Annotated in this window: 25 protein-coding genes; 14 read left to right on the top strand and 11 right to left on the bottom strand. The window is 71.2% G+C overall.

The features are described from left to right. Positions 1–65: 65 nt before the first annotated feature. The 3 genes from ACFQ2V_RS01495 to ACFQ2V_RS01485 all read left to right on the top strand — a co-directional run bounded on the left by ACFQ2V_RS01495 (position 66) and on the right by ACFQ2V_RS01485 (position 3304). Positions 66–1313, top strand: a complete 1248-nt coding sequence (locus ACFQ2V_RS01495) for an ABC transporter substrate-binding protein (RefSeq protein ID WP_386050136.1) — start codon at positions 66–68, stop codon at positions 1311–1313. 105 nt (positions 1314–1418) lie between these two features. Further along, complete coding sequence (locus ACFQ2V_RS01490; RefSeq protein ID WP_386050135.1) at positions 1419–2288, top strand: branched-chain amino acid ABC transporter permease; 870 nt, start codon at positions 1419–1421, stop codon at positions 2286–2288. Further along, positions 2285–3304 carry a branched-chain amino acid ABC transporter permease gene (locus ACFQ2V_RS01485; RefSeq protein ID WP_386050134.1) on the top strand — a complete coding sequence of 340 codons (1020 nt, stop codon included), beginning with the start codon at positions 2285–2287 and terminating at the stop codon, positions 3302–3304. The genes ACFQ2V_RS01490 and ACFQ2V_RS01485 overlap by 4 nt, the downstream gene beginning before the upstream one ends. A gap of 67 nt (positions 3305–3371) precedes the next feature. On the opposite strand, the gene ACFQ2V_RS01480 is transcribed toward ACFQ2V_RS01485, so the two are convergent. Next, a complete protein-coding gene (locus ACFQ2V_RS01480) occupies positions 3372–4049 on the bottom strand; it encodes a hypothetical protein (RefSeq protein ID WP_386050133.1) in 678 nt (225 codons plus the stop codon). A gap of 145 nt (positions 4050–4194) precedes the next feature. Between ACFQ2V_RS01480 and gatC the strand changes: the two genes are divergently transcribed. From gatC to gatB, 3 genes are all read left to right on the top strand, one after another. Further along, complete coding sequence (gene gatC, locus ACFQ2V_RS01475) at positions 4195–4491, top strand: Asp-tRNA(Asn)/Glu-tRNA(Gln) amidotransferase subunit GatC (RefSeq protein WP_386050132.1); 297 nt, start codon at positions 4195–4197, stop codon at positions 4489–4491. Positions 4492–4629: 138 nt separating this feature from the next. Further along, on the top strand, positions 4630–6159 hold the full coding sequence (gene gatA / locus ACFQ2V_RS01470) for an Asp-tRNA(Asn)/Glu-tRNA(Gln) amidotransferase subunit GatA (protein ID WP_386051027.1): 1530 nt from the start codon (positions 4630–4632) through the stop codon (positions 6157–6159). Position 6160: 1 nt separating this feature from the next. Beyond that, the gene (gene gatB / locus ACFQ2V_RS01465) at positions 6161–7708 is read left to right on the top strand and encodes an Asp-tRNA(Asn)/Glu-tRNA(Gln) amidotransferase subunit GatB (RefSeq protein ID WP_386050131.1); all 1548 of its coding nucleotides are present in this window, start codon (positions 6161–6163) and stop codon (positions 7706–7708) included. Positions 7709–7763: 55 nt separating this feature from the next. Here the strand turns inward: gatB and ACFQ2V_RS01460 are convergent, their stop codons facing one another. The 3 genes from ACFQ2V_RS01460 to ACFQ2V_RS01450 form a co-directional block, all read right to left on the bottom strand. Next, positions 7764–8477, bottom strand: coding sequence for a DUF937 domain-containing protein (locus ACFQ2V_RS01460; RefSeq protein ID WP_386050130.1), 714 nt, complete (start codon positions 8475–8477; stop codon positions 7764–7766). A gap of 107 nt (positions 8478–8584) precedes the next feature. Beyond that, positions 8585–9775 (bottom strand): PQQ-dependent sugar dehydrogenase, encoded by a 1191-nt coding sequence (locus ACFQ2V_RS01455; protein WP_386050129.1) that lies wholly within the window; start codon positions 9773–9775, stop codon positions 8585–8587. 93 nt (positions 9776–9868) lie between these two features. Then, positions 9869–10528 carry an MOSC domain-containing protein gene (locus tag ACFQ2V_RS01450; RefSeq protein WP_386050128.1) on the bottom strand — a complete coding sequence of 220 codons (660 nt, stop codon included), beginning with the start codon at positions 10526–10528 and terminating at the stop codon, positions 9869–9871. Between the two features lie 101 nt (positions 10529–10629). Here ACFQ2V_RS01450 and ACFQ2V_RS01445 point away from each other — a divergent pair, with 101 nt between their 5' ends. The 3 genes from ACFQ2V_RS01445 (at position 10630) to ACFQ2V_RS01435 (ending at position 13046) form a co-directional block, all read left to right on the top strand. Then, positions 10630–11583: a 2-hydroxyacid dehydrogenase gene (locus tag ACFQ2V_RS01445; RefSeq protein ID WP_386050127.1), complete on the top strand. Its 954-nt coding sequence runs from the start codon at positions 10630–10632 to the stop codon at positions 11581–11583. A 66-nt stretch (positions 11584–11649) separates the two neighbouring features. After that, positions 11650–12732 (top strand): WD40/YVTN/BNR-like repeat-containing protein, encoded by a 1083-nt coding sequence (locus ACFQ2V_RS01440; protein ID WP_386050126.1) that lies wholly within the window; start codon positions 11650–11652, stop codon positions 12730–12732. Then, positions 12732–13046, top strand: coding sequence for a MoaD/ThiS family protein (locus ACFQ2V_RS01435; RefSeq protein WP_386050125.1), 315 nt, complete (start codon positions 12732–12734; stop codon positions 13044–13046). Before ACFQ2V_RS01440 ends, ACFQ2V_RS01435 begins: the two co-directional genes overlap by 1 nt. A 14-nt stretch (positions 13047–13060) precedes the next feature. Here ACFQ2V_RS01435 and ACFQ2V_RS01430 read toward each other — a convergent pair whose 3' ends face one another. Continuing rightward, positions 13061–14503: a sensor histidine kinase gene (locus tag ACFQ2V_RS01430; protein WP_386050124.1), complete on the bottom strand. Its 1443-nt coding sequence runs from the start codon at positions 14501–14503 to the stop codon at positions 13061–13063. Between the two features lie 4 nt (positions 14504–14507). Next, positions 14508–15161 carry a response regulator gene (locus ACFQ2V_RS01425; protein WP_386050123.1) on the bottom strand — a complete coding sequence of 218 codons (654 nt, stop codon included), beginning with the start codon at positions 15159–15161 and terminating at the stop codon, positions 14508–14510. Positions 15162–15362: 201 nt separating this feature from the next. Here ACFQ2V_RS01425 and ACFQ2V_RS01420 point away from each other — a divergent pair, with 201 nt between their 5' ends. Further along, positions 15363–15554, top strand: coding sequence for a hypothetical protein (locus ACFQ2V_RS01420; RefSeq protein WP_386050122.1), 192 nt, complete (start codon positions 15363–15365; stop codon positions 15552–15554). Here the strand turns inward: ACFQ2V_RS01420 and lepB are convergent. The 4 genes from lepB to ACFQ2V_RS01400 all read right to left on the bottom strand — a co-directional run bounded on the left by lepB (position 15535) and on the right by ACFQ2V_RS01400 (position 19409). Beyond that, positions 15535–16185: a signal peptidase I gene (lepB, locus tag ACFQ2V_RS01415; protein ID WP_386050121.1), complete on the bottom strand. Its 651-nt coding sequence runs from the start codon at positions 16183–16185 to the stop codon at positions 15535–15537. The two genes, ACFQ2V_RS01420 and lepB, sit on opposite strands and share 20 nt — an antisense overlap. A 20-nt stretch (positions 16186–16205) precedes the next feature. Further along, positions 16206–16823 (bottom strand): hypothetical protein, encoded by a 618-nt coding sequence (locus ACFQ2V_RS01410; RefSeq protein ID WP_386050120.1) that lies wholly within the window; start codon positions 16821–16823, stop codon positions 16206–16208. 21 nt (positions 16824–16844) lie between these two features. Next, complete coding sequence (locus ACFQ2V_RS01405) at positions 16845–18419, bottom strand: multicopper oxidase family protein (protein WP_386050119.1); 1575 nt, start codon at positions 18417–18419, stop codon at positions 16845–16847. 360 nt (positions 18420–18779) lie between these two features. Further along, complete coding sequence (locus ACFQ2V_RS01400) at positions 18780–19409, bottom strand: TetR/AcrR family transcriptional regulator (RefSeq protein WP_386050118.1); 630 nt, start codon at positions 19407–19409, stop codon at positions 18780–18782. A 94-nt stretch (positions 19410–19503) separates the two neighbouring features. Between ACFQ2V_RS01400 and ACFQ2V_RS01395 the strand changes: the two genes are divergently transcribed. The 4 genes from ACFQ2V_RS01395 (at position 19504) to ilvD (ending at position 24599) form a co-directional block, all read left to right on the top strand. Then, a complete protein-coding gene (locus tag ACFQ2V_RS01395; RefSeq protein WP_386050117.1) occupies positions 19504–20148 on the top strand; it encodes a hypothetical protein in 645 nt (214 codons plus the stop codon). Then, positions 20145–22208 (top strand): YhgE/Pip family protein, encoded by a 2064-nt coding sequence (locus ACFQ2V_RS01390; protein ID WP_386050116.1) that lies wholly within the window; start codon positions 20145–20147, stop codon positions 22206–22208. The genes ACFQ2V_RS01395 and ACFQ2V_RS01390 overlap by 4 nt, the downstream gene beginning before the upstream one ends. An 85-nt stretch (positions 22209–22293) precedes the next feature. After that, the gene (locus ACFQ2V_RS01385) at positions 22294–22827 is read left to right on the top strand and encodes a SixA phosphatase family protein (protein ID WP_386050115.1); all 534 of its coding nucleotides are present in this window, start codon (positions 22294–22296) and stop codon (positions 22825–22827) included. A gap of 71 nt (positions 22828–22898) precedes the next feature. Continuing rightward, complete coding sequence (ilvD, locus tag ACFQ2V_RS01380; protein ID WP_386050114.1) at positions 22899–24599, top strand: dihydroxy-acid dehydratase; 1701 nt, start codon at positions 22899–22901, stop codon at positions 24597–24599. A gap of 97 nt (positions 24600–24696) precedes the next feature. On the opposite strand, the gene ACFQ2V_RS01375 is transcribed toward ilvD, so the two are convergent. After that, the gene (locus ACFQ2V_RS01375; RefSeq protein WP_386050113.1) at positions 24697–25494 is read right to left on the bottom strand and encodes a helix-turn-helix transcriptional regulator; all 798 of its coding nucleotides are present in this window, start codon (positions 25492–25494) and stop codon (positions 24697–24699) included. Positions 25495–25663 lie beyond the last annotated feature (169 nt).

Genomic DNA, 25663 nt, shown 5'->3' with positions numbered 1-25663 from the left:
GCACGTCAACCGACGTCCGCGTCACCGAACCACCCGTCACATCTCGTCACACCCCAGGAGGGGACATGCGTAGCAGGACAGTCCAGGGCACCGTCGCCATCGCGGCGACCGCCTCCCTCGCGCTCGCCGCGTGCGGCAGCGGCGCCGGCGGCCCGCAGTCGGGCGGCTCGGGCAAGCTCACCGACGACAAGGTCGTCATCGGCCTGCTCAACGACCAGTCCGGCGTCTACAAGGACCTCTCCGGGCCCAACTCCAAGGCGGCCATCGAGCTCGCCATCGCCGACTACAAGGCGAAGTACGGCGAGAAGGCCGTCGCCAAGGACATCGAGGTCGTCACGGCCGACCACCAGAACAAGGCCGACGTCGCCAACTCCAAGGCCCAGGAGATGTACGACCGGCAGAAGGCCGACATCATCCTCGACGTGCCGAACTCGGCCGCCGCGCTCGCCGTCGCGACCCAGGCCGCGAACAAGAAGAAGCTCTACATCAACATCGGCGCCGGCACGACCAAGCTCACCGGCGAGAGCTGCAACAAGTACACCTTCCACTGGGCCTACAACACGGCGATGCTCGCCCGCGGCACGGCAGGCACCATCACCAAGGAGGGCGGGACGAGCTGGAACATCGTTTACCCCGACTACGCCTTCGGCCAGGACATGAACAAGTCCTTCTCCAAGGAGGTCATGGCTGCCGGTGGCTCGGTGGGCCAGTCGATCGCCTCGCCGTTCCCGAGCGACAACTTCGCCACGTTCATCACCAAGGCCGGTGAGGGCAGCCCCAAGGTCATCGGCTCGATGCACGCCGGTGGAGACCTCATCAACTTCGTCAAGCAGTTCAACCAGAGCTCGCTCAAGGGCAAGGCGCAGCTGGCCGTCGGCCTGATGTTCATCACCGACATCCACTCGCTCGGAGTCGACCAGTTCGCCGGCACCCAGTTCACCGACGCGTGGTACTGGAACTTCGACGAGCAGAACAAGAAGTGGGCCGACCGCTTCAAGGAGAAGACGAACACCCGTCCCTCCTTCGCGCACGCCGCCAACTACTCGGCTGCGATGAACTACCTCGAGGCGGTCCAGGAGGCCGGCACCGACGACGCCGACGCCGTCGTCGGCAAGCTCGAGGGCAAGAAGATCAACGACGTGTTCCTGCGCAACGGCGAGGTCCGCAAGGCCGACCACGCCGTCACCCACGACGTCTACCTCGCGAAGGTCAAGTCCTCCGCCCCGGAGGAGTGGGACTACGAGGACATCGTCAAGACCATCCCGGCCGCCGAGGCGTACGGCGAGGCGAACCCCGCCTGCAAGATGGGCTGACCCCGAGCTCGTATGCCGTCCGGCCGCGTCCCACGAGGCCGCGCCGGACGGCATACGGGCGAGGTCCGTCCAGCCCGATCGACCGACCGCGAGCGAGCGAGAGACATGAGCGCATTCCTCCAGTACACCCTCCAGGGTCTGGCCGCCGGCGGCTTCTACGCGCTGTCCGCGCTGGGCCTGGCCGTCATCTTCGGCGTCCTCGGGGTCGTCAACTTCTCCCACGGCGCCTGCTACATGCTCGGCGCCGTCATCTCCGCGGTGCTGCTCGCCGAGCTGCACGTCGGCTTCTGGGTCGCCCTCGTCGTCGTGCCGATCCTCATGTTCGGCTTCGGGGTGCTGATGGAGCGGCTGCTCGTGCGCTGGCTGCTCGCCCTCGACCCGCTCTACAACTTCCTGCTCACCTTCGGTCTGACCCTGATCCTCGTCGAGGCGGTCAAGCAGAGGTACGGCGTCTCGGGTCTGCCCTACGAGGTGCCGGCCGGGCTCGGCGGCCAGGTCGGCGTCGGCAGCGTCAACCTCTCGGTCTACGCGATCTTCGCGTGCCTCTTCTCCCTGGTCGTCTGCATCGGGGTCGGGCTGCTCCTGACGAAGACCCGCATCGGCATGATCGTGCGTGCCTCGACCGAGGCGCCCGAGCGCACCCGCGCCCTCGGCATCAACGTGGGCCGCTGGGTCACGCCGGTGTTCGGCTTCGGCATCGCACTCGCCGGGCTCGCCGGTGTCCTCGCCGCTCCCACTCGCGCCATCACCGCCGAGATGGGCAGCAACTTCATCATCATCCTGTTCGCGGTCGTCGTCATCGGCGGCCTCGGCAGCATCCTCGGTGCGGTGGTCGCAGGGTTCCTCGTCGGACTCGTCGAGGCCTACGGCATCGCCTACGCCCCCACGTACGCCCAGATCGTCATCTTCGTGCTGATGGCGCTCGTGGTCCTCGTCCGGCCCTCGGGGCTCTTCGGACGGGAGGAGGTCGCATGAGCGAGCAGATGACCGCCAAGGTCGACGTCGACCTGGCCCAGCCCTCGATCCTGTCGCGGCGCAACCCGCTGCGCCACCTCATGCTGCTCGGTGGCCTCGTGGTCCTCGTGCTGCTGCCGTACTGGATCTACCCGCCCGTCGCGATGGACATCCTCTGCTGGGGGCTCTTCGCGATCAGCGTCGACCTGCTGCTCGGGTTCACCGGGCTGCTGAGCTTCGGCCACGCGGCGTTCTGGGGCGGCTCGGCCTACTGCACCGGCCTCATCGCCACGCACTGGGGCGTCCCGTTCCCGGTCGCGGTGGTCGGTGGCGCTGTCTTCGCGATGCTCATCGCGTGGCCGATCGGCTACCTGTCGGTGCGCCGCACCGGCATCTACTTCGCCATGGTCACGCTCGCCTTCGCGCAGATGCTCTACTTCATCGCCAACCAGGCCCGTGACCTCACCGGCGGCGAGAACGGCCTGCAGGGCATCCCGCGCAGCTTCTTCGGCATCGAGCTCGTCGAGGAGGACTCCTTCTACTTCTACTACGTCGGTGCCGCGATGATCCTGGTCGGGATCCTCATCGCCTGGCGGGTCGTCAACTCGCCGTTCGGCCGCGTGCTGACGGCCGTCCGCGACAACCCCGCCCGCGCTCGCGCGCTCGGCTACGACGTCGAGCGCTACAAGATCAAGGCGTTCGTCATCTCGGCAGGCCTCGCCGGCCTGGCGGGAGGTGTCTTCGCGATCAGCCACCAGTTCGCCTCGCTCCAGGAGCTGATGTGGACGACGTCCGGCAAGGTCGTGCTCGTCACGGTGCTCGGCGGCATCGGCACCCTCTGGGGCGGGCTCGCGGGGGCGGGTGTCGTCGTCACCCTGGAGGACTTCCTCGCCAGCTCGGGCTTCGAGGGCATCGGCCTCATCACCGGCTCGATCTTCGTGCTCATCGTGCTGCTCTTCCGCCACGGCATCTGGGGCACCGGCCGCAACGTCGTGCGCAAGTACGTCCTCGACCGTCGCAAGAAGACCCGCGACTGACCGCCGTTCGATGTATTCGCGTCCGCTCGAACAGCACGCGAATACATCGAACGGCGGCGGGGGAGGGTCAGGGGGTGAGGATGCGGCGCGCGATGCGACCGACGACGAGCCAGACCACGGCGCCGAGACCCCAGTTGACGAAGGCGTTCTTGATCACCGCGTTCTCGCCGGTGAACTGCTTGATGCCGGCGGTGCGGCTGAAGACACCGAGGTCGGCCCAGTCCGCGGCCTTGAGAACTCCCTCGACGAGGGCGTTGTGCGTGTTGGCCTCGAGCACGACGACGGCGGTGCCGAGCAGCAGGGCAGCAGCGGCGAGCAGGCAGACGACCCACACGATCTCGCCCAGCAGGGTGCGCAGACGGTTGACACCGCTCTTCGTGAGGGACGCCGCGCGTCGGGCGCCGGCCCGCAGGTCGGGCGAGCGCCGGACGCGCGCGGTGCGCTGGGTCGGCTCGGCGGGCGAGGTGGCCTGCACGGGCTGAGCGGGCTGAGCGGGCTGAGCGGGCTGGCCGGGCACGGTGGGCACGGTCGGCACGGTCGGCTCGGGCGCGGGGCCCGCCACGTGTGCTGGCGTGGAGTTGGACTCGGCCTGCGCTGCCTTCGCTGCCGCGCGATCGGTGAACCTGCTCGCAACCGGCTGTTCGGTCAGGGTCGCGTCTCCGGGGTCGTGCTCCTTGCCCGTCGCGGCGCCCGAGGCCGGGTCCGGGGTGGGGCTGGAGGAGGTGGTGCTTGCCGTGCTCGACATCGAGGGTTCTCCTTGGCTGTACGTGGCTCTGCCTCATCAACGAGGCGGGCAGGCTGCAGGACACGCCCTGACATGCGTTTTCCGCGCACGGAGCAGCTCGGGCACCGGTTCGGGGCGCGCTCGGGCGCCCCATAGACTGGCCCGCATGTCCTCCCTGTCCCGCGACGACGTAGCCCACCTGGCCGGCCTCGCCCGCATCGGGCTCTCCGACGCCGAGCTCGACCGCATGGTGGGTGAGCTCGGGGTCATCCTCGAGTCCGTGGCCAAGGTCCAGCAGGCGCCGACCGACGGTGTCGCCCCCATGTCGCACCCCATGCCGCTGACCAACGTGACCCGCCCCGACGTCGTGCGACCCAGCCTCGGGGCCGAGGCCGCCCTCTCCGGCGCCCCCGAGGTCGACCAGCAGCGCTTCTCCGTGCCGCGCATCCTCGACGAGGACTGAGCCCACCGAGCCGCCCACCCAGCCGTCAGGTGACGCCCGCGTATGCCGCCGGGCTGAGCCCCGCGGCAGACGCCCTCTTCATGGGCACCACGAAACCCCTGCAGCAGAAACGAACACGAAGGCACTGACGTGACCGACCTGCCAACCGACCTCACCCGGGCGACTGCCTCCGCGCTCGCCGACGCGCTCGCCGCGGGCACCGTCTCGTCGGTCGAGGTGACCCAGGCCCACCTCGACCGCATCGCCGCCGTCGACGGCCAGGTGCACTCGTACCTGCACGTCGACACCGAGGGCGCCATCGGGCAGGCCCGGGCGGTCGACGAGCGTCGCAGGGCCGGTGAGAGCCTCGGCGCGCTGGCCGGCGTGCCGATCGCCGTCAAGGACGTCATGACGACGACGGGCCTGCCGACGACCTGCGGCAGCAAGATGCTCGAGGGGTGGGTGCCGCCGTACGACGCGACCGTCGTCACGAAGCTGCGCGAGGCCGGACTGCCGATCCTCGGCAAGACGAACATGGACGAGTTCGCGATGGGCTCCTCGACGGAGCACTCGGCGTACGGTCCCTCGCGCAACCCGTGGGACCTCGAGCGGATCCCTGGTGGTTCGGGTGGTGGCTCGAGCTCGGTGCTCGCCTCGTTCCAGGCGCCGCTCGCCACCGGCACCGACACCGGTGGGTCGATCCGCCAGCCGGCAGCCGTGACGGCGACCGTGGGCACCAAGCCGACCTATGGCGGCGTCTCGCGCTACGGCCTCGTCGCCCTCGCGAGCTCGCTCGACCAGGCCGGACCGTGCGGACGCACCGTGCTCGACACGGCTCTGCTGCACGCCGTCATGGGCGGCCACGACCCGATGGACTCGACCTCCATCGAAGCGCCCGTGCCCCCCGTCGTCGAGGCCGCACGCAACGCCGACGTGAAGGGCATGCGCATCGGCGTCGTCAAGGAGCTCGGCGGCGAGGGCTACCAGCCCGGCGTCCGCGCCCGCTTCGACGAGTCGGTGGTGCTCCTCGAGGAGCTCGGTGCCGAGGTGGTCGAGGTCAGCTGCCCCAACTTCGACTACGCCCTCGCCGCGTACTACCTCATCCTGCCGAGCGAGGCCTCGAGCAACCTCGCGAAGTTCGACGCGATGCGCTACGGCCTGCGGGTGCTGCCCGACGGTGTCGACGACCCGAGCGCCGAGCAGGTCATGGCGGCCACCCGCGACGCCGGCTTCGGACCTGAGGTCAAGCGGCGCATCATCCTCGGGACCTACGCCCTGAGCTCCGGCTACTACGACGCGTACTACGGCTCCGCGCAGAAGGTGCGCGCGCTCATCGCACGGGACTTCAACAATGCGTACGAGAAGGTCGACGTGCTCGTCAGCCCGACGGCCCCGACCACGGCCTTCAGGCTCGGCGACAAGCTCGAGGACCCCATGGCCATGTACCTCAACGACATCGCGACCATCCCGGCCAACCTCGCCGGCGTGCCCGGCATGTCGATCCCGTCCGGTCTCGCCGACGAGGACGGCCTGCCCGCCGGCATCCAGATCCTCGCGCCGGCCACGAAGGACGAGCGGCTCTACTCGGTGGGCGCCGCCCTCGAGGCTGCGCTCGTCGACCGCTGGGGCGGTCCGATCCTCGACCGCGCGCCCGTGCTGGGCGACACCGCTGCAGTGAAGGGAGCCTGACATGAGCACGGCCACCGCCGACGCCGTCATGGACTACGACGAGGCCCTCGCGAAGTTCGACCCCGTCATGGGCCTCGAGGTGCACGTCGAGCTGCACACCGCGACGAAGATGTTCTGCGGCTGCCCGACGGAGTTCGGCGCCGAGCCGAACTCGCAGGTCTGCCCGGTGTGCCTCGGCCTCCCCGGGGCGCTGCCGGTCGTCAACGAGAAGGGCGTCGAGTCGGCCATCCGCATCGGTCTCGCGCTCAACTGCGAGATCGCGCAGTGGTGCCGCTTCGCCCGGAAGAACTACTTCTACCCGGACATGCCGAAGAACTTCCAGACCTCGCAGTACGACGAGCCGATCGCCTACAACGGCCACCTCGACGTCGAGCTCGAGGACGGCACCGTCTACCGCGTCGAGATCGAGCGCGCCCACATGGAGGAGGACACCGGCAAGTCGTTGCACGTCGGCGGCGCCACCGGACGCATCCACGGGGCCGACCACTCGCTCGTCGACTACAACCGGGCCGGCATCCCGCTCATCGAGATCGTGACCAAGCCGATGGTCGGGGCGGGGGAGCGGGCACCCGAGGTCGCGAAGGCGTACGTCTCGGCGCTCCGCGACCTGCTGCGCGCCCTCGACGTCAGTGACGTGAAGATGGAGCAGGGCTCGATGCGCTGCGACGCCAACGTGTCGCTGCGGGCCAAGGTCGGCGACCCGACGTCGCCCGAGCAGCTCGCCGTGCCGCTCGGCACGCGCACCGAGACCAAGAACGTCAACTCCCTCCGCTCGGTCGAGCGGGCCGTGCGCTACGAGATCTCGCGACACGCGGCGATCCTCGACGACGGCGGCTCGATCCTCCAGGAGACCCGTCACTGGCACGAGGACACCGGCATCACGACGTCTGGCCGCGTGAAGTCCGACGCCGAGGACTACCGCTACTTCCCCGAGCCGGACCTCGTGCCGGTCGCGCCGACGCGTGAGACGGTCGAGGCGCTGCGCGGCACACTGCCCGAGAACCCCGCTTCCCGTCGCAAGCGGCTCCAGTCCGACTGGGGCTACAGCGATCTCGAGATGCGTGACGTCATCAACGCCGGCGCGGTGGAGCTCATCGAGGAGACCGTGGCTGCAGGGGCGAGCGCCGGCGCCGCGAGGAAGTGGTGGCTCGGTGAGCCGTCGCGTCGTGCGAACGCCGAGGGCCAGGACATCGTCACGTATGCCGCAGAGCTGGGCCTCACGCCCGCCCACGTCGCCGAGCTCGACGGACTCGTCACCTCCGGCCGGCTCAACGACTCGATGGCCCGCCAGGTGCTCGACGGCGTGCTCGCCGGTGAAGGCACGCCGACCGCCGTCGCCGACGCGCGCGGGCTCGAGCTCGTCCAGGACGACGGGGCCCTCGAGGCCGCGGTCGACAAGGTCATCGAGGCCAACCCCGACATCGCGGCGAAGGTCCGCGACGGCAAGGTCCAGGCCGCGGGTGCGCTCATCGGCCAGGTGATGAAGGAGATGAAGGGCCAGGCCGACGCCGGCAAGGCCCGCGAGCTCATCCTCACCAAGCTCACCTGACCCCGGATCCGACTGCCCCCGACCCCCCGACCCCACCCCCAGTGGAGAGGGGGGGTCAGCGCTTGCCGGCGCCGAGGAGGCCGCCGAGCAGGCCGCCGAGGATGTCGCCGGCGCCGCCCGAGCCCCCGGACCCTGCCCCGCCGCCCGCGGCTCCACCGAGCACCTGGCCGAGGATGTCCTGCAGCGGGTTCGAGCCGCCCGTCGCTGCGCCCCCCGTCGGGGTCGCGGTGCCGGGTGCCTGCACCGGACCGCTGTCGGCCCCCGCACCGCCGGGGAACAGGGCACCGCCGTCGGTCGCGCCGCCGCCCGTCGAGGGGGCCGGTTCGCTGCCGCCCGGAACACCGCCGAGCCCGCCACCCTGGCCGACCTTCCCGGCCAGCCACGACAGCACGATCGGGGCCAGGATGGGCAGCAGCTTCTGGACGATGCCGCCCGACGCGCCACCGCGCGCAGCGGACCCACCGAGCCCACCGAGCCCACCGAGCTGGCTCACGACCTGGTCGGTGTTGTCGCCGAAGATGTTGCCGACGATGGCCCGGCCGTCCTGCTCGTCGACGTTGTCGAGCCCTTTGACCGGGGCCTGGTGGTCGGACAGCGCCGCCATGAGGGAGTCGGCGGCCGCCGGGTCGGACGCGTTGGCGTGCAGGCCGGCGAGCAGCGCGGGCAGGGCGTTCTGCGCCGCCAGGCGCACCTCGTCGCTCCCGACCCCGAGCTGGCCGGCCAGCTGGTCGACCGGCACCTGGTCAAGGATCTCGTCGTACGCACCCATGAGGTGACCCTCTCGTCGCGGGCCCACGCCGCTGCGAGCCCCTGCCCGTCAGGCTAGCCACGCGCTGAGGACTTCGGCAGCCTGCGAGCCGCCGATCTCGACGTCCGTCAGCCGGCGCCCACCGCGGAGAGCGGCAGGGAGAGCAGCCGGTCGTTGCGGTTGTTGTTGCTCGTCGTGATCCAGACGCGGTTGCCGACGAACTGGATGTCGCGGATGCGCCCGTAGGTGCGGTTGAGGTGGCGGGTCGCCTTGCCGGCCGAGCCGTCCGCGCTGACGGGGACGCGCCAGACCGACTCGCCTCGCAGCGCCGCCATGTAGACGGCGCCGTCGGGGCCGACGGCGATGCCGCTCGGCGACATCTCGTCGGTCGACCACTGCGCGACCGGGTCGACGTAGTCGGGGTTGTCCTGCCGGCCCTCGACCTCGGGCCAGCCGTAGTTCCTGCCGGCCTCGATGAGGTTCAGCTCGTCCCAGGTGTCCTGGCCGAACTCGCTGGCCCACAGCCGTTTCCGGCTGTCCCAGGCGAGCCCTTGGACGTTGCGGTGGCCGTAGGACCAGACGGGGGAGCCGCCGAAGGGGTTGCCGGGCGCAGGGTCGCCGTCCCTGGTGATGCGCAGGATCTTCCCGCCGAGGGAGTCGAGGTTCTGCGAGAGCCCGGTGTCACCGGCCTCGCCCGTGCCCACGTAGAGGTAGCCGTCGGGACCGAAGGCGATGCGCCCGCCGTCGTGGCGCCGGCCACTGGGGATGCCCGAGAAGATGACCTTCGGCTCACCGAGCCGGCCGTCCTGCCAGGCTACGGCGGCGATGCGGTTGTCGCTCTCGGTGGTGTAGTACGCGTACAGCACCGGCTCGGTGTCGAAGTCCGGCGCCACCGCGAGCCCCAGCAGCCCGCCCTCGCCCTCGGTGCGGAAGATCGGGAGGCGTCCGACGACCGTGGCCTGGCCGCCCGTGCCCGGCTTGGGCACGTGGTGGACCCGGCCCGTGTTGCGCTCGCTGACGAGTGCGCTGCCGTCGGGCAGGACGGCGACCGACCAGGCGATGTCGAGGCCGGCGAGGAGCGTCACGGGTCCGGTCGGCTGGCTGGGCGGCGTGGTGGTGGTGGTGCGGGCCGCGGTGCTGGTGGGCGGCGTCGTCGAGGTGGTCGGCGTCGTGGTACCGGGGGTGCTCGGCGAACTCGCGGTGCTCGTCTCGACCGGCGTGCTCGGGGCCGACGTGGCGCTCGTTCCGGCCGTCGACGCGCCGGCGCTGGTCGACGGCGCGTTCGGGGACGAGCCCGTGCACGCCGTGGCAGCAAGCACGACGGCGACACCTCCCGTGAGGGCGCGGCCTATCCGGCGGGGACGATGCGGCATACCTCATTGTGTCCCAAGGGTCGCCGATGACCACACTGGTCAGGCGCCGCGTCGCGCCACGGTGTCGGCGAGGCTCTCACGCACCTCGGGGTGGACGACTCCTGCGTCGATGACCCGCTGCGCTGCGCCGAGGTCGCCCATCAGCCCGCGGAACAGCAGGAGCAGGTCGACCTCGTGGTCGGGCCGTTCGACGGAGATGGGGGCGCCGGTGCGCACGACGCCGGGCATCACGACCGACAGGTAGGCCCCGGTGCGGCCCTCGTCCGCGAAGCGGCGCACCCAGCGCGGCACACCCATGTGGGCGGCGAAGGTGGCGCAGGGGATGCGGGGCACCTCGACGCGCAGCACCACCTCGCCGATGTGCCACAGCTCGCCGACGAGCGCGTGCGTCGTGTCGACCCCGAGGGTCGTCAGATTCTCACCGAACCCGCCCGATGCGATCGACCGCCCGAGCTCGCGCTCCCAGTGGTCGAGGTCCTCGCGGGCGTACGCGTAGACGGCCTGGAGGGCTCCGCCGTGGTGCTGCGGCTTGCCGATCTCGTCGCCGACCACGCCGCTGCCGAGCCCGCCGTGCTTGGGTCCGGGATCTCGGACCTCGAAGGACTCCACCGGCCTCTTGTCGATCGCCGTGGGGGAGCCCCCACCCGACGGGCGGATGCGACGACCCGAGTTGAGGGACAGGACGTGGGGCGGCTTCACGGTGGCGAGCCTAGCCTCGGGCGGGAGGCGCAGGGGCCCGCTCGGCCGATGCCGCGTGGACGTTCGCGGCTGCCGTCGAACCGGTCATCTAGCGTGGCCGCATGGCTGCCGATCCGCTCGTCGTGTCCGTGCCCGATCCCGAGTTCGCCGAGGCGATCGCCGACCTCGACGGTGTCGACACCGTCGTCTGGGACATGGCCGGGCCACACCCCCGGGGTGCGCAGGTCCAGCTCGCGGTGATGCCGTACATGACGCGGCTGCGGCTCGCCGACGTGGCCGTCGGACTCGACGCCCTGCGGGTCGTGCAGCTGCAGAGCGCCGGCTACGAGGAGTTCCTGCCGGACCTGCCCGTGGGGGTCACGCTGTGCAACGCCGCAGGCGTGCACGACGCGTCGACGGCTGAGCTCGCGCTGACGCTGACGCTCGCGTCCGTTCGGGAGATCCCGAAGTTCGTCGCGTCGCAGGCGAGCTCGACGTGGGAGCCGCTCGTGCTGCGGTCGGCACTCGCCGACAGCAGGGTGCTGGTCGTCGGCTACGGCCGGATCGGCCGGGCGGTGACCCGTCGGCTTGCGCCGTTCGAGGTCACCGTGACCGCGGTCGCCTCGCGCGCCCGGGAGGGTGACAACCTCGTCCCGCACGTGCACGGCATCGACGAGCTGCCGGGGCTCCTGCCGAGCCACGACGTCGTGGTGGTCATCGTCCCGCTGACCGACGCGACCCGTGGGCTGTTCGACGCCGACACCCTCGGGCGTATGCCGGACGGCGCCCTCCTCGTCAACGTGGCCCGAGGTCCCGTGGTCGACACGGACGCCCTCCTGGCCGAGTGCGCGTCCGGGCGGCTCAGGGCGGCGCTCGATGTGACCGACCCCGAGCCCCTGCCCGCCGACCACCCGCTCTGGACCACCCCGGGTGTGCTCATCACGCCCCACGTCGGCGGCGCGACGCAGGCGATGCGCCCTCGGGCGAAGGCGCTCGTGCGACGCCAGGTGCAGGCGATGCTGACGGGTGACGCCCCCGTCAACGCGGTCGCGACAGGTGGGGCCCCGGCCGTGTGAGCCGGCCGAGGCTCGTCACCGCGCCGTGGCCTTGTCGCTGTCAGACCCTTAGTGGACACTGTCAACATGACCGAGACCATCGTCGCCATCGGCACGCGCAAGGGCCTGTGGATCGCACGCAGCAGCGACCGCACCGAGTGGACCCTCGAAGGTCCGCACTTCCTCATGAGCGAGGTCGCCTCCGTCGCCATCGACACGAGGCAGGGTCGTTCGACCGTGCTCGCGGGGGTCAAGTCCTGGCACTGGGGGCCGACGGTCCAGGCCTCGACCGACGGGGGTCGCACGTGGACCGAGAGCGCCGAGCGCGCGCTCGCGTTCCCGAGCGACACCGACACCGCCCTCGAGCGGGTCTGGCAGCTGACGCCCGACCCCAACGACGCCGACGTGGTCTGGGCCGGGGTCGAGCCGCACGCCCTCTTCAAGAGCACCGACCGTGGCGAGCGCTACGAGCTGGTCCGCGGGCTGTGGGACCACCCGCACCGACCGATGTGGGAGCCCGGTTTCGGCGGTGGTGCGGTGCACACCATCGTGCCCGAGCCGGGCCACCCCGAGTCGATCCTCGTGGCCATGAGTGCCGGTGGCGTCTACCGCTCGGGTGACGGAGGCGCGACATGGTCGCCGAGCAACCCCGGCATCCGTGCCGGGTTCATGCCCGACAACGAGTTCCCCGAGTACGGCCAGTGCGTCCACAAGGTGGCCCGCGGCCAGGGTGAGGGCGAGCTGTTCGCCCAGAACCACAACGGTGTCTACCGGTCCGGCGACAACGGCGCCACGTGGGACTCCATCGCCGAGGGCCTGCCCACCGACTTCGGGTTCACCGTGCTCGCGCACCCGAGGCGCCCCGGCGTGGCCTGGGTCGTGCCCGTCGCCGACGCCGGCGAGCGCATCCCGCCCGAGGCCCAGCTGCAGGTGCAGCGCACCGACGACGCCGGCGCGACGTGGCACCGGCAGGCCAGCGGGCTGCCCGACCACAGCTACACCTGCGTGCTGCGCGACGCGGCGGGTCTCGACTCAGCCGACCCCGTCGGTGTCTACCTCGGCACCCGCAACGGCGACGTCTTCGCGTCGGCCGACGAGGGCGAGAGCTTCCAGCGCATCGCCACGCAGCTGCCCGACGTCCTCGTGGTCCGCGCGGCCCAGCTCACTTGATGCACAAGGGGTTTCGTACGCCGTCCGCTCCCGTTCGCGTCATCCTGCCGGGAATGCTCCGTGACCTGGTCGGGGGCGTCGCCGAGATCGAGGTGGAGTCTCCCGGCGAGGGCCAGACCGTGGCCGAGCTGCTCGACCGTGCCTTCGCCGAGCACCGCATCCTCGACGGCAAGGTGCGTGACGAGCGCGGGCAGATCCGCCGGCACGTCAAGGTCTTCGTCAACGGCGAGGACGCCACGCGTGGGGCAGGCACAGCGGCCGAGGTGCCGGCCGGCGCGAGGGTCCACATCATCAACGCCGTGTCAGGCGGCTGACGAGGGGCCGCCCGTCAGCGCGTCGAGACCGGTCGTAGGGCCAGCGGGAAGGTCGCCCGCAGCACGGTGCCGCCGCCGGGCCGCTCGCTGATCGTGACGTCGCCACCGAAGGTCCGCAGGGTGTCGCGCAGCAACCGGAGCCCGAGGTGCCCCTCGCCGCCGGGGAGCCCGTCGGTCGAGGTCGTCTCGTCCGCCACGTCGGACGCGCCTCGCAGGCCGACGCCGTCGTCGCGCACCTCGACGGTCGCCCGGTCGTCCTCGACCTCTGCCGTGACCTCCACCTCGGTGGCCCGGGCGTGCTTGGCGACGTTTCGTAGCGCCTCGCGCACGACGCGGTAGGTCAGCTGCGCGACCGCCAGCGGCTCGCCGAGCCGCAGGTCGACGGCCACGACGACCTCGGTGCCGTTGCGTCGGTGCCGTTCGGCGAGCTCCTGGACGGCGTGCTCGAGCCCTCCGTGCTCGAGGTCGGCCGGGTAGACGTCGGTGAGCAGCTCGCGTACGCCGGCGACCCCACGGGCGACGTCGTGGTGGACCTGCTCGAGCAGGGCCCGGGCGGCCGTCGCCTCGTGCGGCAGGGCCGCCGCCACGGTGGGAAGGGCGTAGCCGAGCGCGACGATGTCCTGGACGATGCCGTCGTGCAGGTCCTGCGAGAGGCGGCGCCTCTCGAGGTCGGACGCCGACAGGGCCTGGGCCATCATCTCCTCGCGCTCGGCCAGTCCGCGGTCGACGCGTCGCGCCAGCGACAGGGCGAGGGGGAGCAGCGCGAGCGCGAGCAGCAGCAGCGCGACGAGTCCGAGCGTCGTGAACTGCCAGCGGATGTCGCTCACGTCCTGGCGGATCCGTTCGGTCGGCCAGTACGCCTCGAAGACGAGCGGGGTGCCGTCGTCGGCGCTGAAGCCGACGTACACCTCGATCAGCTCCTCCTCCGACCGTTCCTGGGCGTTCTCGGGCTTGTCGAGGTCGGAGACCTGGCCCGTTGCCTCGGTCGTGCCGAAGAGCTCCTCGACATCGGGCTCGAGCTCGAACTTCCGACCGGTCACGCCGCGTTCGTCGCTCCAGAGCACGCGACCGTCGCGGGTCCAGATCTTCATGTGGGCGATCGAGCCGTCCGCCATCCGCGAGCTCATGAGGTGGACCAGGGCCTGCGTCGCCCCGGGGTCGCCGGCGAGGACCTTCTTGTCGACGAGGGGCTTGACCACGGAGTTGGCGTAGGCCACGCTCCGCGCCGTCGCCTCGCGCAGCGAGAGCCGCTCGGCGAGAGGGGTCGACAGCAGCAGCGTGCCCGCGGCCACGAGGCCGAGCACCGCAGCGCTCCAGAACAGGAACCGGATCACGGAGTCGCGGACGACCTTCGACCGGCCCCGGTGCGGGACGTCGAGCTGCGCTGGTGACGTGCCGCGGGTCGGCGCGGGCTTGACCGGAACGAGCTTCGTCTTCGGCGGTGTCTTCACGAGCATCGGTTCAGTCCTCGTCCGGGAGCTGGATGAGCCTGCGGCGCAAGGCGATCATCACGGCTTCGAGCTGGCTGTGGGCGTCGAGCTTCACCAGGAGGCTCTTGATGTAGCCGCGACACGTCAGGACCGAGATCCCGAGGGCGCGCGCGATGGCGGTGGGATCGCGGCCCTCGGCCAACAGGGTCAGCACCTCCCGCTCGCGCGCCGTGAGGAGGTTGGGCGCTGGACGTGCCGCCGAGGCCGGGCTGATGAGGCTGCGCAGCAGGAGGGGGTGGACGGCGAAACCGTCGCGTGGAGCCGTGCGCACGGAGTCCATGAGCTCCGTGAGCGGGCCACCCTTGGGAAGGACCGCGCAGGCTCCGGCTTCGGCCGCGCGGGTCAGCAGGGACTCGTCAACGTGCGCCGTGAGGACCACGACCCGCGTCTCGGGCCTGTCGTTCGTGATGGCCCGGGTCACGTCGACGCCGTCGCCGTCGTCGAGCCTCACGTCCATCACGACGACGTCGGGAGAGGCGGTCGCCACGAGCGCAGAGGCCTCGCGCGCCCCGTGGGCGGTTCCGACGCACTCCATGCCGAGCTCTGCCGAGATCGCGAGGCACAGCGCGTCGGCGAGGGTCCTGTGGTCGTCCACCACCAGGACTCGCAAGACATCGGACGTCATCGAGTACCCCCTCGTGGGGGGCCGCTGCGCCCCCCGGCGCTCCCCCTGGCCCCCAGTATCACGGCACTCGTGCGCGTTCGACGGAAAATGGTCCCAATTGCTAGGGGTCGTCCCGCCCGTGGTCCGAGAGGTCGCTTGCGGCCGACCGCGATGCCCCGTGGCTGCAAGGGGATCTGCACCGGGCGGACAAGGATGAAGGGTGTGGTCGGCGTACCGGTGGCGCGTGGTGACGACGGCAAGGTCGGCGGTATCGGCTCGGTGGTCGCGAGGCCCCTCCAGCAGGACTGCAGCCGTCTCATGGACCTGGTCGGGGGAGCCGACGCACGACAGTGTTCGGCCGCGCTCGCCACCACCGCGGACCTCACCGCGGACCTCACCGCCGCAACGGGCTGACGACGCGGCCCTCGACCGCGTCGAGCCGGGCCACGCCCAGGTCGCGGGAGTCGATGGAGCTCGCCCGGGCGTCACCCATCACGAAGACGGCATCGGTCGGGACCGTGACCGGACCGAACCACACGCCGTCGACCGACTCGAGGTCGACGAACGGCTCGACGACGAGTCTGCCGTTGACCACCAGGGCGCCGTCGTCGAGCTCGACGGTGTCGCCGGCGACACCGACCACCCGTTTGACCAGGGAGGTGCCGCGTACGGTGCGGACCGCGGCGTCGACACGGTCGGGGGAGAGGCCGTCGGCCCCGCCTGCCGCCACGGCGGCGGCCGCCGCCTGCGCCCACGAGGTCCCGTCGAGCACCACCACGTCACCGCGAGCGACCGGACCGGCCCAGGGCTGCTTGAGCAGCAGCACGTGCTCGCCGGACGTCAGGGTCGGGGTCATCGAGTCCGAGCTGACCCGCACGGGCTGCACCACCCACGCGAGGGTTGCGCCAACAGCCGCGGCGACGAGGCCCGCGGCCACCGCCCGGTGGTGCCGCGCCAACGCTCGTGCGTGTGCCCGCGGTGGCCCGCCGTCGAGGTCGGTGCAGTCCTCGAGAACGGATCCGTTGCCCTCCGAGTGCGTTGCCACCGGGTCCTGCGCGTCCCGCCTCACGTGAAACGCACCAGGCCCCAGACGACCCAGCCGCAGATGCCCACGGCGAGGAGGAGGTTGCCCACGGAGCGACGCTGTCGGGGCGGCAGCATCCCCACGAGCAGTGCGAGAGCTCCGAGCTCGGCGACGACGCACACCAGGTCGAGGGCGCCGACGGTCTCGATGGTTGCCTCGGCGCCGGAGCCAGGGATGATCGGCATGCCGTTGCCCTGGCCGCCGGGCACCTGTGACCCTCCGTGATGGCTCCCGCCCAGCCCGAGGCCCGCACCGTCCGCGTGGAACGGCAGGCCAATGGTGCGCGACACGACGTAGAGCGCGACGAGCCCCGACGTGAGCAGGACTGCCGCCGGGACGAGGCGGGCACTGAGGCCTCGCGACAGGGCCTGCGCCAGCCAGAGCTGACCGGCCGCCACGGCGATGAAGAAGAGACCCGCGGGCGCCCACTCGTCGAAGTGATCGGGAGCCACGACGAGGTGGACCAGGCCGGCGACGCAGACGAGCGCCGCGGCCGCCCGTGGCGCGGTGGCGAGCACTCGGCCGGTGGCTGGGGCCGTCCCGGCGTCCGGGCCGGTCCCGGGGCTCGAGCCCGCGTGCGAGTCCGGTGGCAAGGTCATGGACGACACGTCGTCACCGCCTCAGAGGTCGGAGGTCTCGGGCAACCCCTTGCACGGGTCGCTGAGCGGGTCGGACACGTCGTGGTCGGCGAGCACCTCGAACTGGCTCATCATGTCGTGGTCCTCGTGCACGAGGTTGTGGCAGTGGATCATGTACTTTCCCCGGCCCTCGAAGCGTGCCACGACCCGCACCGTCTCGTTCTCGCCGACGTAGACGACGTCCTTGGGCCCGAGCTCGTGCGGCATCGGTGGCTTGCCGTTGCGGTCGAGGATACGGAAGTCGATGAGGTGGATGTGGACGGGGTGGAACCATCCCCCCGAGGAGTTCCGGATCTCCCAGATCTCGACGTCGCCCTCGCGCGGGTTCGCCTCCACGAGGTCGAACTTGCTCTTCACGACGTCGTCCCAGGTGTGGCCGTTGATGGTCCACATCCCGTGCTCGCGCACGAGGTTGAGCTGGCGTGTGCGCACCGCGTCCTTGGCCGTCAGCAGCATCGCCGGGTTGGTCGGGTTGAGCAGGTCGGGCACGGAGTTGTACGACGTGTCGAACGGGTCGGCGACGACGTCGAAGGCCATCACCTTGTTGGTGTTCTCGTAGTCGATGTTGTTCTTCGGGCTCGTGTTGCGCAGGACGACCCGACGGCCGACCGGCATCTTGCTGAAGTCGATGACCACCTCGTAGCGCTCGGCCGCACCGTGCCGGAACCGCTGCACCTTCTGGGGGCGTGGCATGAGGCCGGCGTCCGTCGCGATCACGGTCATGGGGTCGCCCGAGTCGAGCGACCACTGGTACGAGCGCGAGATGGACGCGTTGAGGATGCGGAAGCGGTACTTGCGCCGCTTGACCTGCATGACGGGCCACGGCACCCCGTTGACGAGGACGACGTCGCCGTACATCCCCGACTCGCTGTGGTTGTCGAAGTAGAGCGATCCGTTGCTCGCGAACATCGCGTCGCTGACGAGCAGCGGCACGTCGAACTCGCCCTTGGGGATCGGCAGTGACCTCTCGAGCGGGTCGACCAGCTGGTACTGGGCGGCGAGTCCCATGAGCACGTTCTCGGCCGTGTGGTGGAGCCCGTGGTCGTGGTACCAGAGGGTCCGGCCGGTCTGCGTGTTCGGGTAGACGTAGTCCTTGTACTGGCCGGGGTTCGTGATGTCGCTCGCGTAGCCGTCGTACTGCGGCAGGGACGGGGACCCGTGCAGGTGCACCGACGTCCACGGCGTGTAGTTGAGCAGAGGGTGCTTCCTGGGCAGGTTGTTCACCTGTCGCATCACGGTTTGCCGACCCTGTGCGACCTTGACGGTCGGGCCCGGCACGAGTCCGTTGTAGCCCCACAGCGGCGTCTGCAGGCCGGGGACCACCTCTGCCTGGAGGGGCTTCATGTAGACCTTGTAGAAGTCGGTCGTGGCATCGGTGCGGTGGGGCCGCAGGACCGGCGGTGTCCGGAACGGCAGCGTGAACGGCCTGGGCAACCGGCTGCTCGCCAGGCGGCCCTGGGAGCTGGACCTGGCACTCACGGTGCGCTCCAGCGGCAGTGCCAGGGCGGCGCCCCCGACGACGCCCAGCTTCATGAGGTCTCGGCGAGACAAAGACATGGTTCCTCCCTTGATCATGCCCTTTCCGGCTCAAGAGGACCCCAGTGACCTTGTTGATACCTTGCGAATCCACATATGCGGCAACACAATTCGGACATCTGTGGGCCTTTGGGGCAAGACGCTCGGCTCCAAGGTTTCCGCAAGGGCGCAGGCCGAGAGTGGTACCGCACCCGATCAGGGTGTGGAGACTTCGTTCAAGCGGCTCGGCGCCGGCCCGGTGCGTCGCCGGTCGTCCTCGGCGGGATCTCCACCTCGGTGGTGATGAGCGCCCTGTGACCTGATCCCCCAGGAGAGGCGGGCGTCCCCAGTGGGCGCCCGCCACTGGTGTGCCCAGACCGGGCGGCCGGTGCGTGCTCGGGCTCAGGCGTCGACGCCGAGCAGGACCGGGAGCACGGTGCGCTCGAGCTCGCCGACCGTGAGGGAGCGGGGCTCGACCAGCCGCTGCGTCATGGAGCCGTGGGCGAGTGCGATGGCCGCGCGGACGAACACGTCGGTGGGCATGGGCAGCGTGAGTCCCTGCCGGGCCACCGCCTCGTCGACGACGGCCACCAGCTCGTCACGTACTCGGCGTTGCTGGGCGGCCCAGGCGCGTCGGGCGCCGGGTTCACGGATCGCGTGGAGCGTGAACTCCGTCGTGAGGACCAGCCACTGCTCCTTGCTGCGGGTGTCGTCGGCGAGGGCGGCGAAGACGGCCTGCAGCATCTCGTCGGCCCTTGCACGCTCCTGCTTGCTGGCTGCACGGATGCGCTCGACGAGGGCCTCGGAGTGTCGGCGCGACAGCTCGAGCACGAGGTCGTCCTTGGACGAGAAGTTGGAGTAGAACGCGCCTCGCGTGAAGCCGGCTCGCTCGCAGATGTCCTCGACGCTGGCGCCGTGGAAGCCGCGCTCGGCGAAGACCTCGCTGGCAGCCTCGAGCACGCGGTCGCGGGTCGCCTGACGGCGCGCGGTGATGCGACGGGTGGCTGGAACCCGGGACGTGACGGACGACATGCTCCGAGGATACGCCCTCGAATTGAATACGACTATGTATTGGATGCATACTCGTATCAAGAGTCGGGACGGTCCCGCTCGGAGGATGGATCCAGTGAACGAGCGCCAGGTGGTCGCACGAGACGTGTCGGTCCGGGGAACCCACGAGCCCTTCGTGTCGGGAATCGGGTTCACGGCCCCCGCGGGGGAGGTCACGGTGGTCGGGGTGGACCCCGGAGCCAGCCAGGTCGCCCTGGCTCTCGCGATCGGGGGACGCGTGGACCTGCTCACGGGCACGGTCTCGATCGGCGGTTCCACCGACCGGGCGCACCTGCAGCTGCGTACCCGCCTCGTCGACGTGCCCGACGTAACGGCGCCGGAGGACGCCCTCCCGCTTCGTGCGGTCGTGGCCGAGGAGCTCGCCCTCGCCGAGCGGTCCTCGTCGCGCAGGGACGTCGCCACCTTCCTCCGGGAGAGGCATCTCACCGAGCTGGCGTCGCGACGCTGGGAGAGCCTGCCCGCGGGCCAGCGCACTGAGCTGCTGCTCGAGCTCGGCTCGTGGCACCCGCACGTGCGCGTCCTGGTGCTCTCCGGTCCCGACCGCCACGGGGGTGACCCGCGCGAGTGGTTCGAGGCCGCACGGTCGGTCGCCGACCGTGGCCTGACCGTGATCGCGCTCTGTGCTCCCGCAACCGCCTCGACCCTGCCGCACCACACCGACCTCACCACCGACCTCACCACCGAGGGGGAGCCCGCATGAACCCCGTCCGCCTCGCCGTCGCCGAGCTGCGTCGTCTGACGGCGTCGCGCCTCGCGCGTCTGGCGCTCGCGGCGCTCGTCCTGGTCCCGACCCTGTACGGCGGCCTCTACCTCTACGCGAACCACGACCCGTACGGCGCCTTCCCGCAGGTGCCCGCGGCCGTGGTCAGCGACGACGCCGGCACCACGCTCGACACGGGTGAGAGGCTCCAGGTCGGCGGCCGGGTGGCTGGCCACCTCGTCGAGTCGAAGACCTTCGACTGGCACCGGGTGTCGCGCGACGAGGCGAAGCACGGTGTGGACGACGGCAGCTACGCGTTCGCGGTCATCCTGCCCCGGACCTTCTCGGCCGACCTCGCCTCGACGGCGGAGCTCACGCCGCGACAGGCGACGCTGGTCCTCGAGACCAACGACGCCAACAACTACATGACCTCGATGATCGGCAACCAGGTCATCAAGCAGGTGACTGCCACCGTCGCCGGCGAGGTGAGCCAGACAGCGGCGAGCCGGCTGCTGCTGGGCTTCAGCGACGTGCACGACCAGCTCGCGAAGGCCGTGGACGGCTCCGCGAAGCTCCGGACCGGTGCGGTCGAGGCCGACGAGGGGGCGCGCCAGCTGGCGGCGGGCGCCGGTTCCCTCGCGACCGGGCTGAGGGACCTCGCGTCAGGCGCGCGAGCGCTCGACGCCGGCATTGCGCGCGCGGCCTCGGGTGCCGACGACCTGAAGGCCGGCGCCACCCGGCTCGCCTCCGGCCTGGCCACCCTGCAGTCGCGGACGGCTGCGTTGCCCGCGCAGACCGACCGCCTCGCCGACGGCGCCGAACAGGTCGCGGCGGGCAACCGCACGGTCGCCGGCTACGGTGCCCGGGCCGCTCACGCCTCGACCCAGCTGAAGAGCCGCATCGCCGACGACCGCGCCGGCCTGCTCTCCACCCTGAAGGCGCAAGGGCTCACCGATGCGCAGCTGGCCGTCGTGGAGCGGCGGCTCGACGTCGTCGACGGCCACGTCGACAGCGCCGATGCCACGATCCAGTCCGCCTCCGCCGACCTGGGGCGGCTGTCGAGGGGCGCCGACGAGGTGGCCACCGGGGCGCGCGCGCTCGCGAACGCCACCCCCGGCCTCACCGACGGCATCGCCCAGGCCCACTCGGGTGCAGCCCGGGTGCGCGACGGTGCGGGCGCGCTCGCGACCGGCCTCGACCGGGTGGACGAGGGGGCCGACCGGCTCGTCGACGGAGCGTCCTCCGCAGCCACGGGAGCGCGCTCGCTCGCGGCCGGCTCGACGAGCCTGGCCTCCGGCCTCGACACGTTGACCAAGGGCGCAACAGACCTGCACGCGGGCCTCGTCAAGGGTCGCGACGCCGTGCCTGACCCGACCGACTCGCAGCGCAAGGCCATGGCCCAGACGATCGGCAACCCCGTCGGCGTCGCGACCGACTCGCTCTCGTCGGCAGGCTCCTACGGTGCCGGGCTCGCGCCGCTGTTCATGAGCCTGGCCCTGTGGATCGGGGCCTACGTCCTGTTCCTCTTCGTGCGTCCCCTCTCGCCCCGCGCGCTCGCCACGAGCCAGCGCTCGTTCCGCACCGCGCTCGGTGGGTGGCTGGCTCCGGCGACGGTCGGGATCGTCCAGGCCGCAGCCCTGGTCCTCGTGGTCGGCCGTGGCGTCGACATCCGGATCGCGCACCCGGTGCTCGCCCTCCTCTTCCTCTGCTTCACCTCGATGACGTTCGTCGCGATCCTGCACGCGCTCGCCTCGCGCTTCGGCGCGGTCGGCAAGTTCCTCGGCCTCGTCTTCATGGTCGTCCAGCTGGTGAGCGCCGGCGGCACGTTCCCGTGGCAGACGTTGCCCGCGCCGCTGCAGGCGGTCCACCACGTCGTGCCGATGAGCCACGCTGTCGACGGCCTGCGCCGGCTGCTCTACGGTGCCGACCTCGCGCCGGTGCTCGGAGCGGTGGCGGTGCTCACGGCATACCTCGTCGGGGCGCTCCTGGTCTCGACCGTGGCGGCGCGCGGGTCACGGGTGTGGACGCCCAGGCGGATCAAGCCGGAGCTCGCGCTCTGACGCGAGCAGGGCCCCGAGGATCGCCGCCCGGCTGCCCGGTGTTCCGGGCTGACAAGCGGCGCGACCCGGAGCATGCTCTAGACGTATGAGCAGTGCGTCGAGAGAGAAGACCCTCATCCTGATGCGGCACGCCAAGGCCGAGGAGGGGCTCGGCAAGGCCGACCACGACCGCGAGCTCGCCACGCGGGGCCGGCGTGACGCCAAGGCTGCCGGCCGGTGGCTGCACGAGCAGGGCCTCGTGCCCGACCTCGTGATCTGCTCGACGGCGCAGCGCACCCGGCAGACGTGGGAGGAGGCCTGCCGCGGCGGCGCGCACACCGAGTTCGTCGAGTACCGCCGCAGCGTCTACCTCGGTGGCTCCGAGCAGACCCTCGAGACGGTGCGCGAGGACGCCGGCGAGACCACGACGGTGCTCGTCGTCGGGCACAACCCGACCATGGCCCAGCTGACCAGCCTGCTCACCGACGGCGAGGGGTCGCGCGAGGCGCACGACGCTCTCGGCGAGGGTTTCGTGACGAGCGGGCTCGCGGTCCTGCGGTATGCCGGTGAGTGGGCCGACATCGACTTCGGCTCGTGCGCTCTCGCGCGCTTCCACGTCAGCCGTGGTCACGACGACTGAGTCCCGCTAACGATGGATCAGGCTGTGAGATGCGGTGTCCACCCAGCGGACACAGTCCTATGCTGCAGGACATGACGCAGACGCCTGACATCAAGCCCCGCAGCCGCGACGTCACCGACGGTCTCGAGAAGACCGCGGCGCGGGGGATGCTCCGGGCGGTAGGCCTCGGCGACGACGACTTCGCCAAGCCGCAGATCGGCGTCGCGAGCTCGTGGAACGAGATCACGCCGTGCAACCTGTCGCTGGACCGGCTCGCCAAGGCGGTCAAGGACGGGGTGCACGCCGGCGGGGGCTACCCGCTCGAGTTCGGCACGATCTCGGTCTCAGACGGCATCTCGATGGGCCACGAGGGCATGCACTTCAGTCTCGTGTCGCGCGAGATCATCGCCGACTCGGTCGAGACCGTCATGAACGCCGAGCGCCTCGACGGCTCAGTGCTGCTCGCCGGCTGCGACAAGTCGCTGCCCGGCATGCTCATGGCCGCCGCGCGCCTCGACCTCTCGTCGGTGTTCCTGTACGCCGGCACGATCCTCCCCGGTGTCGCGAAGCTCAGCGACGGCACCGAGAAGGAGGTCACGATCATCGATGCCTTCGAGGCCGTGGGGGCGTGCAACGCCGGTCTCATGTCGCGTGAGGACGTCGACGCGATCGAGCGGGCCATCTGTCCCGGGGAGGGCGCCTGTGGCGGCTTCTACACGGCCAACACGATGGCAGCCGTCGCCGAGGCGATCGGCATGTCGCTCCCGGGATCGGCAGCGCCCCCGGCCACCGACCGTCGCCGCGACATGTACGCGCGCAAGTCGGGTCAGGCCGTCGTCGAGCTGCTCCGCCGCGGCATCACGGCGCGCGACATCATGACCAAGCCCGCGTTCGAGAACGCCATCGCGGTCGTCATGGCCTTCGGCGGCTCGACGAACGCGGTGCTGCACCTGCTCGCCATCGCGCACGAGGCGGAGGTCGACCTCACCATCGAGGACTTCCGCCGCATCGGGGCGAAGGTGCCGCACCTGGCCGACGTCAAGCCGTTCGGCAGCTTCGTCATGAAGGACATCGACCACATCGGCGGCATCCCGGTCGTGATGAAGACGCTGCTGGAGGCCGGCCTGCTCGACGGCGACTGCCTCACCGTGACTGGCAAGAGCATGGCCGAGAACCTCGAGGAGATCAACCCGCCGCACATCGACGGGCGCGTCATCCGCGAGATGGCCCACCCGATCCACAAGACGGGTGGCCTGACCATCCTCACCGGCTCGCTCGCGCCGGAGGGCGCGGTCGTGAAGTCGGCCGGTTTCGACGAGTCCGTCTTCGAGGGCACGGCCCGCGTCTTCGACGGCGAGCGCGCGGCCATGGACGCCGTCGAGGACGGTTCGCTGAAGAAGAACGACGTCGTCGTCATCCGCTACGAGGGCCCCAAGGGCGGCCCCGGAATGCGCGAGATGCTCGCCGTGACCGGCGCGATCAAGGGCGCGGGCCTCGGCAAGGACGTCCTGCTGCTCACCGACGGCCGTTTCTCCGGTGGCACGACCGGCCTCTGCGTCGGGCACGTGGCCCCCGAGGCCGTCGACGAGGGCCCGATCGCGTTCGTGCGCGACGGCGACACGATCCGCCTCGACGTCGCGAGCGGCACCCTCGACGTGCTCGTCGACGACGAGGAGATGCAGCGTCGTCGCGCCGAGGGCGTCACCCACCCGGAGCCGAAGTACACCCGCGGCGTCCTGGCGAAGTACCGCAAGCTCGTCGGCAGCGCGAGCGGCGGCGCCGTCTGCGGCTGACCGCCCCCCCAACACACCGAACAGGTCGCAACGCACCGGCAGCCGATGCCGGTGCGTTGCGGCGTTCTCGGCGGGTTGCGAGCGCGGGCGTATGCCGTCAGGTGGCGTCGTCACGGTAGGCGCGAGGCGTCTGCCCCGTTGCCTCGCGGAACCTCCGGATGAGGTGCCGCTCGTCGCTGTAGCCGGTGGCCGCCGCGATGTCGCGCACCCCGAGACCGGTGTGCACGAGAAGGTCGGTGGCGGCGGCGAGCCGGCGTGCCGACCGGTGCGCCCACGGGCTGGTGCCCGTCTCGGCCCGGAAGCGCCGGCGCCACGTCTCGTAGGGGAGCCCCACCTCGGCCGCGACGGCACGCAGGTCGAGCGGCTCGGTCAGCTCGCCGTCGAGGAGCTCGACGGACCGCGTGAGCCAGTCGACGGCGCCCGGGCGGCCGGCGCGGCGCGTGGTGCCCGTGGAGGCGTCGCGCGCTTCGAGGAGTGCGGTGAGCAGCGCGAGCGCCTCGGCGTCGCGGCCGTCGGCGGTGGCAGGGCGAGGCCGGTCGAAGGCGGCGAAGCGGGCCGCCCAGCGCCTGACCGGTAGTCCGTGCACGAGCGGGTGATCGGAGGAGAGGGCCCCGGACCGGGTCGCGAGGCCGAAGACAGGCCCGTCGAAGACGACGAAGTGCTCGTCCCAGCCGCCCGGCTCGGCGCCGTACCAGTGCGGGTGTCCGGGGTGCACGACGACGAGCGACCCTGGGGTCAGGGGCTCGTCGTGCCGTGCGTCGCGGTATCGGCCGCTACCGGCGGTGAGGAAGGTGAGGCCCCACGTGGGGTGCCGCCGCGTCGTCCCGGGCTGCAGGCCGCGGCCCGCCGCGATGCGGGCGGCGACGAGCACGTGCCCGAGGCGTGGGCCGGCCATGGGGCGGGCGTGTCCCTCGGGTCTCCGTTCGGGTACCGGCGCCCGCGAGTCGCTCATCCCGGCATCCAACCAGAACGTACCCCCGCGACCACGCCATCCCGGACGTCGCCGACCTCCCTCTGGTGTGCTGTGTGCAGGCCACGGCCGTTTCGGTCGCTCACGATTCGCG

The organism is Terrabacter terrigena (assembly GCF_042676085.1).
GTDB lineage: Bacteria > Actinomycetota > Actinomycetes > Actinomycetales > Dermatophilaceae > Terrabacter > Terrabacter terrigena.
This window is presented reverse-complemented; position numbering and strand designations above follow the sequence as displayed.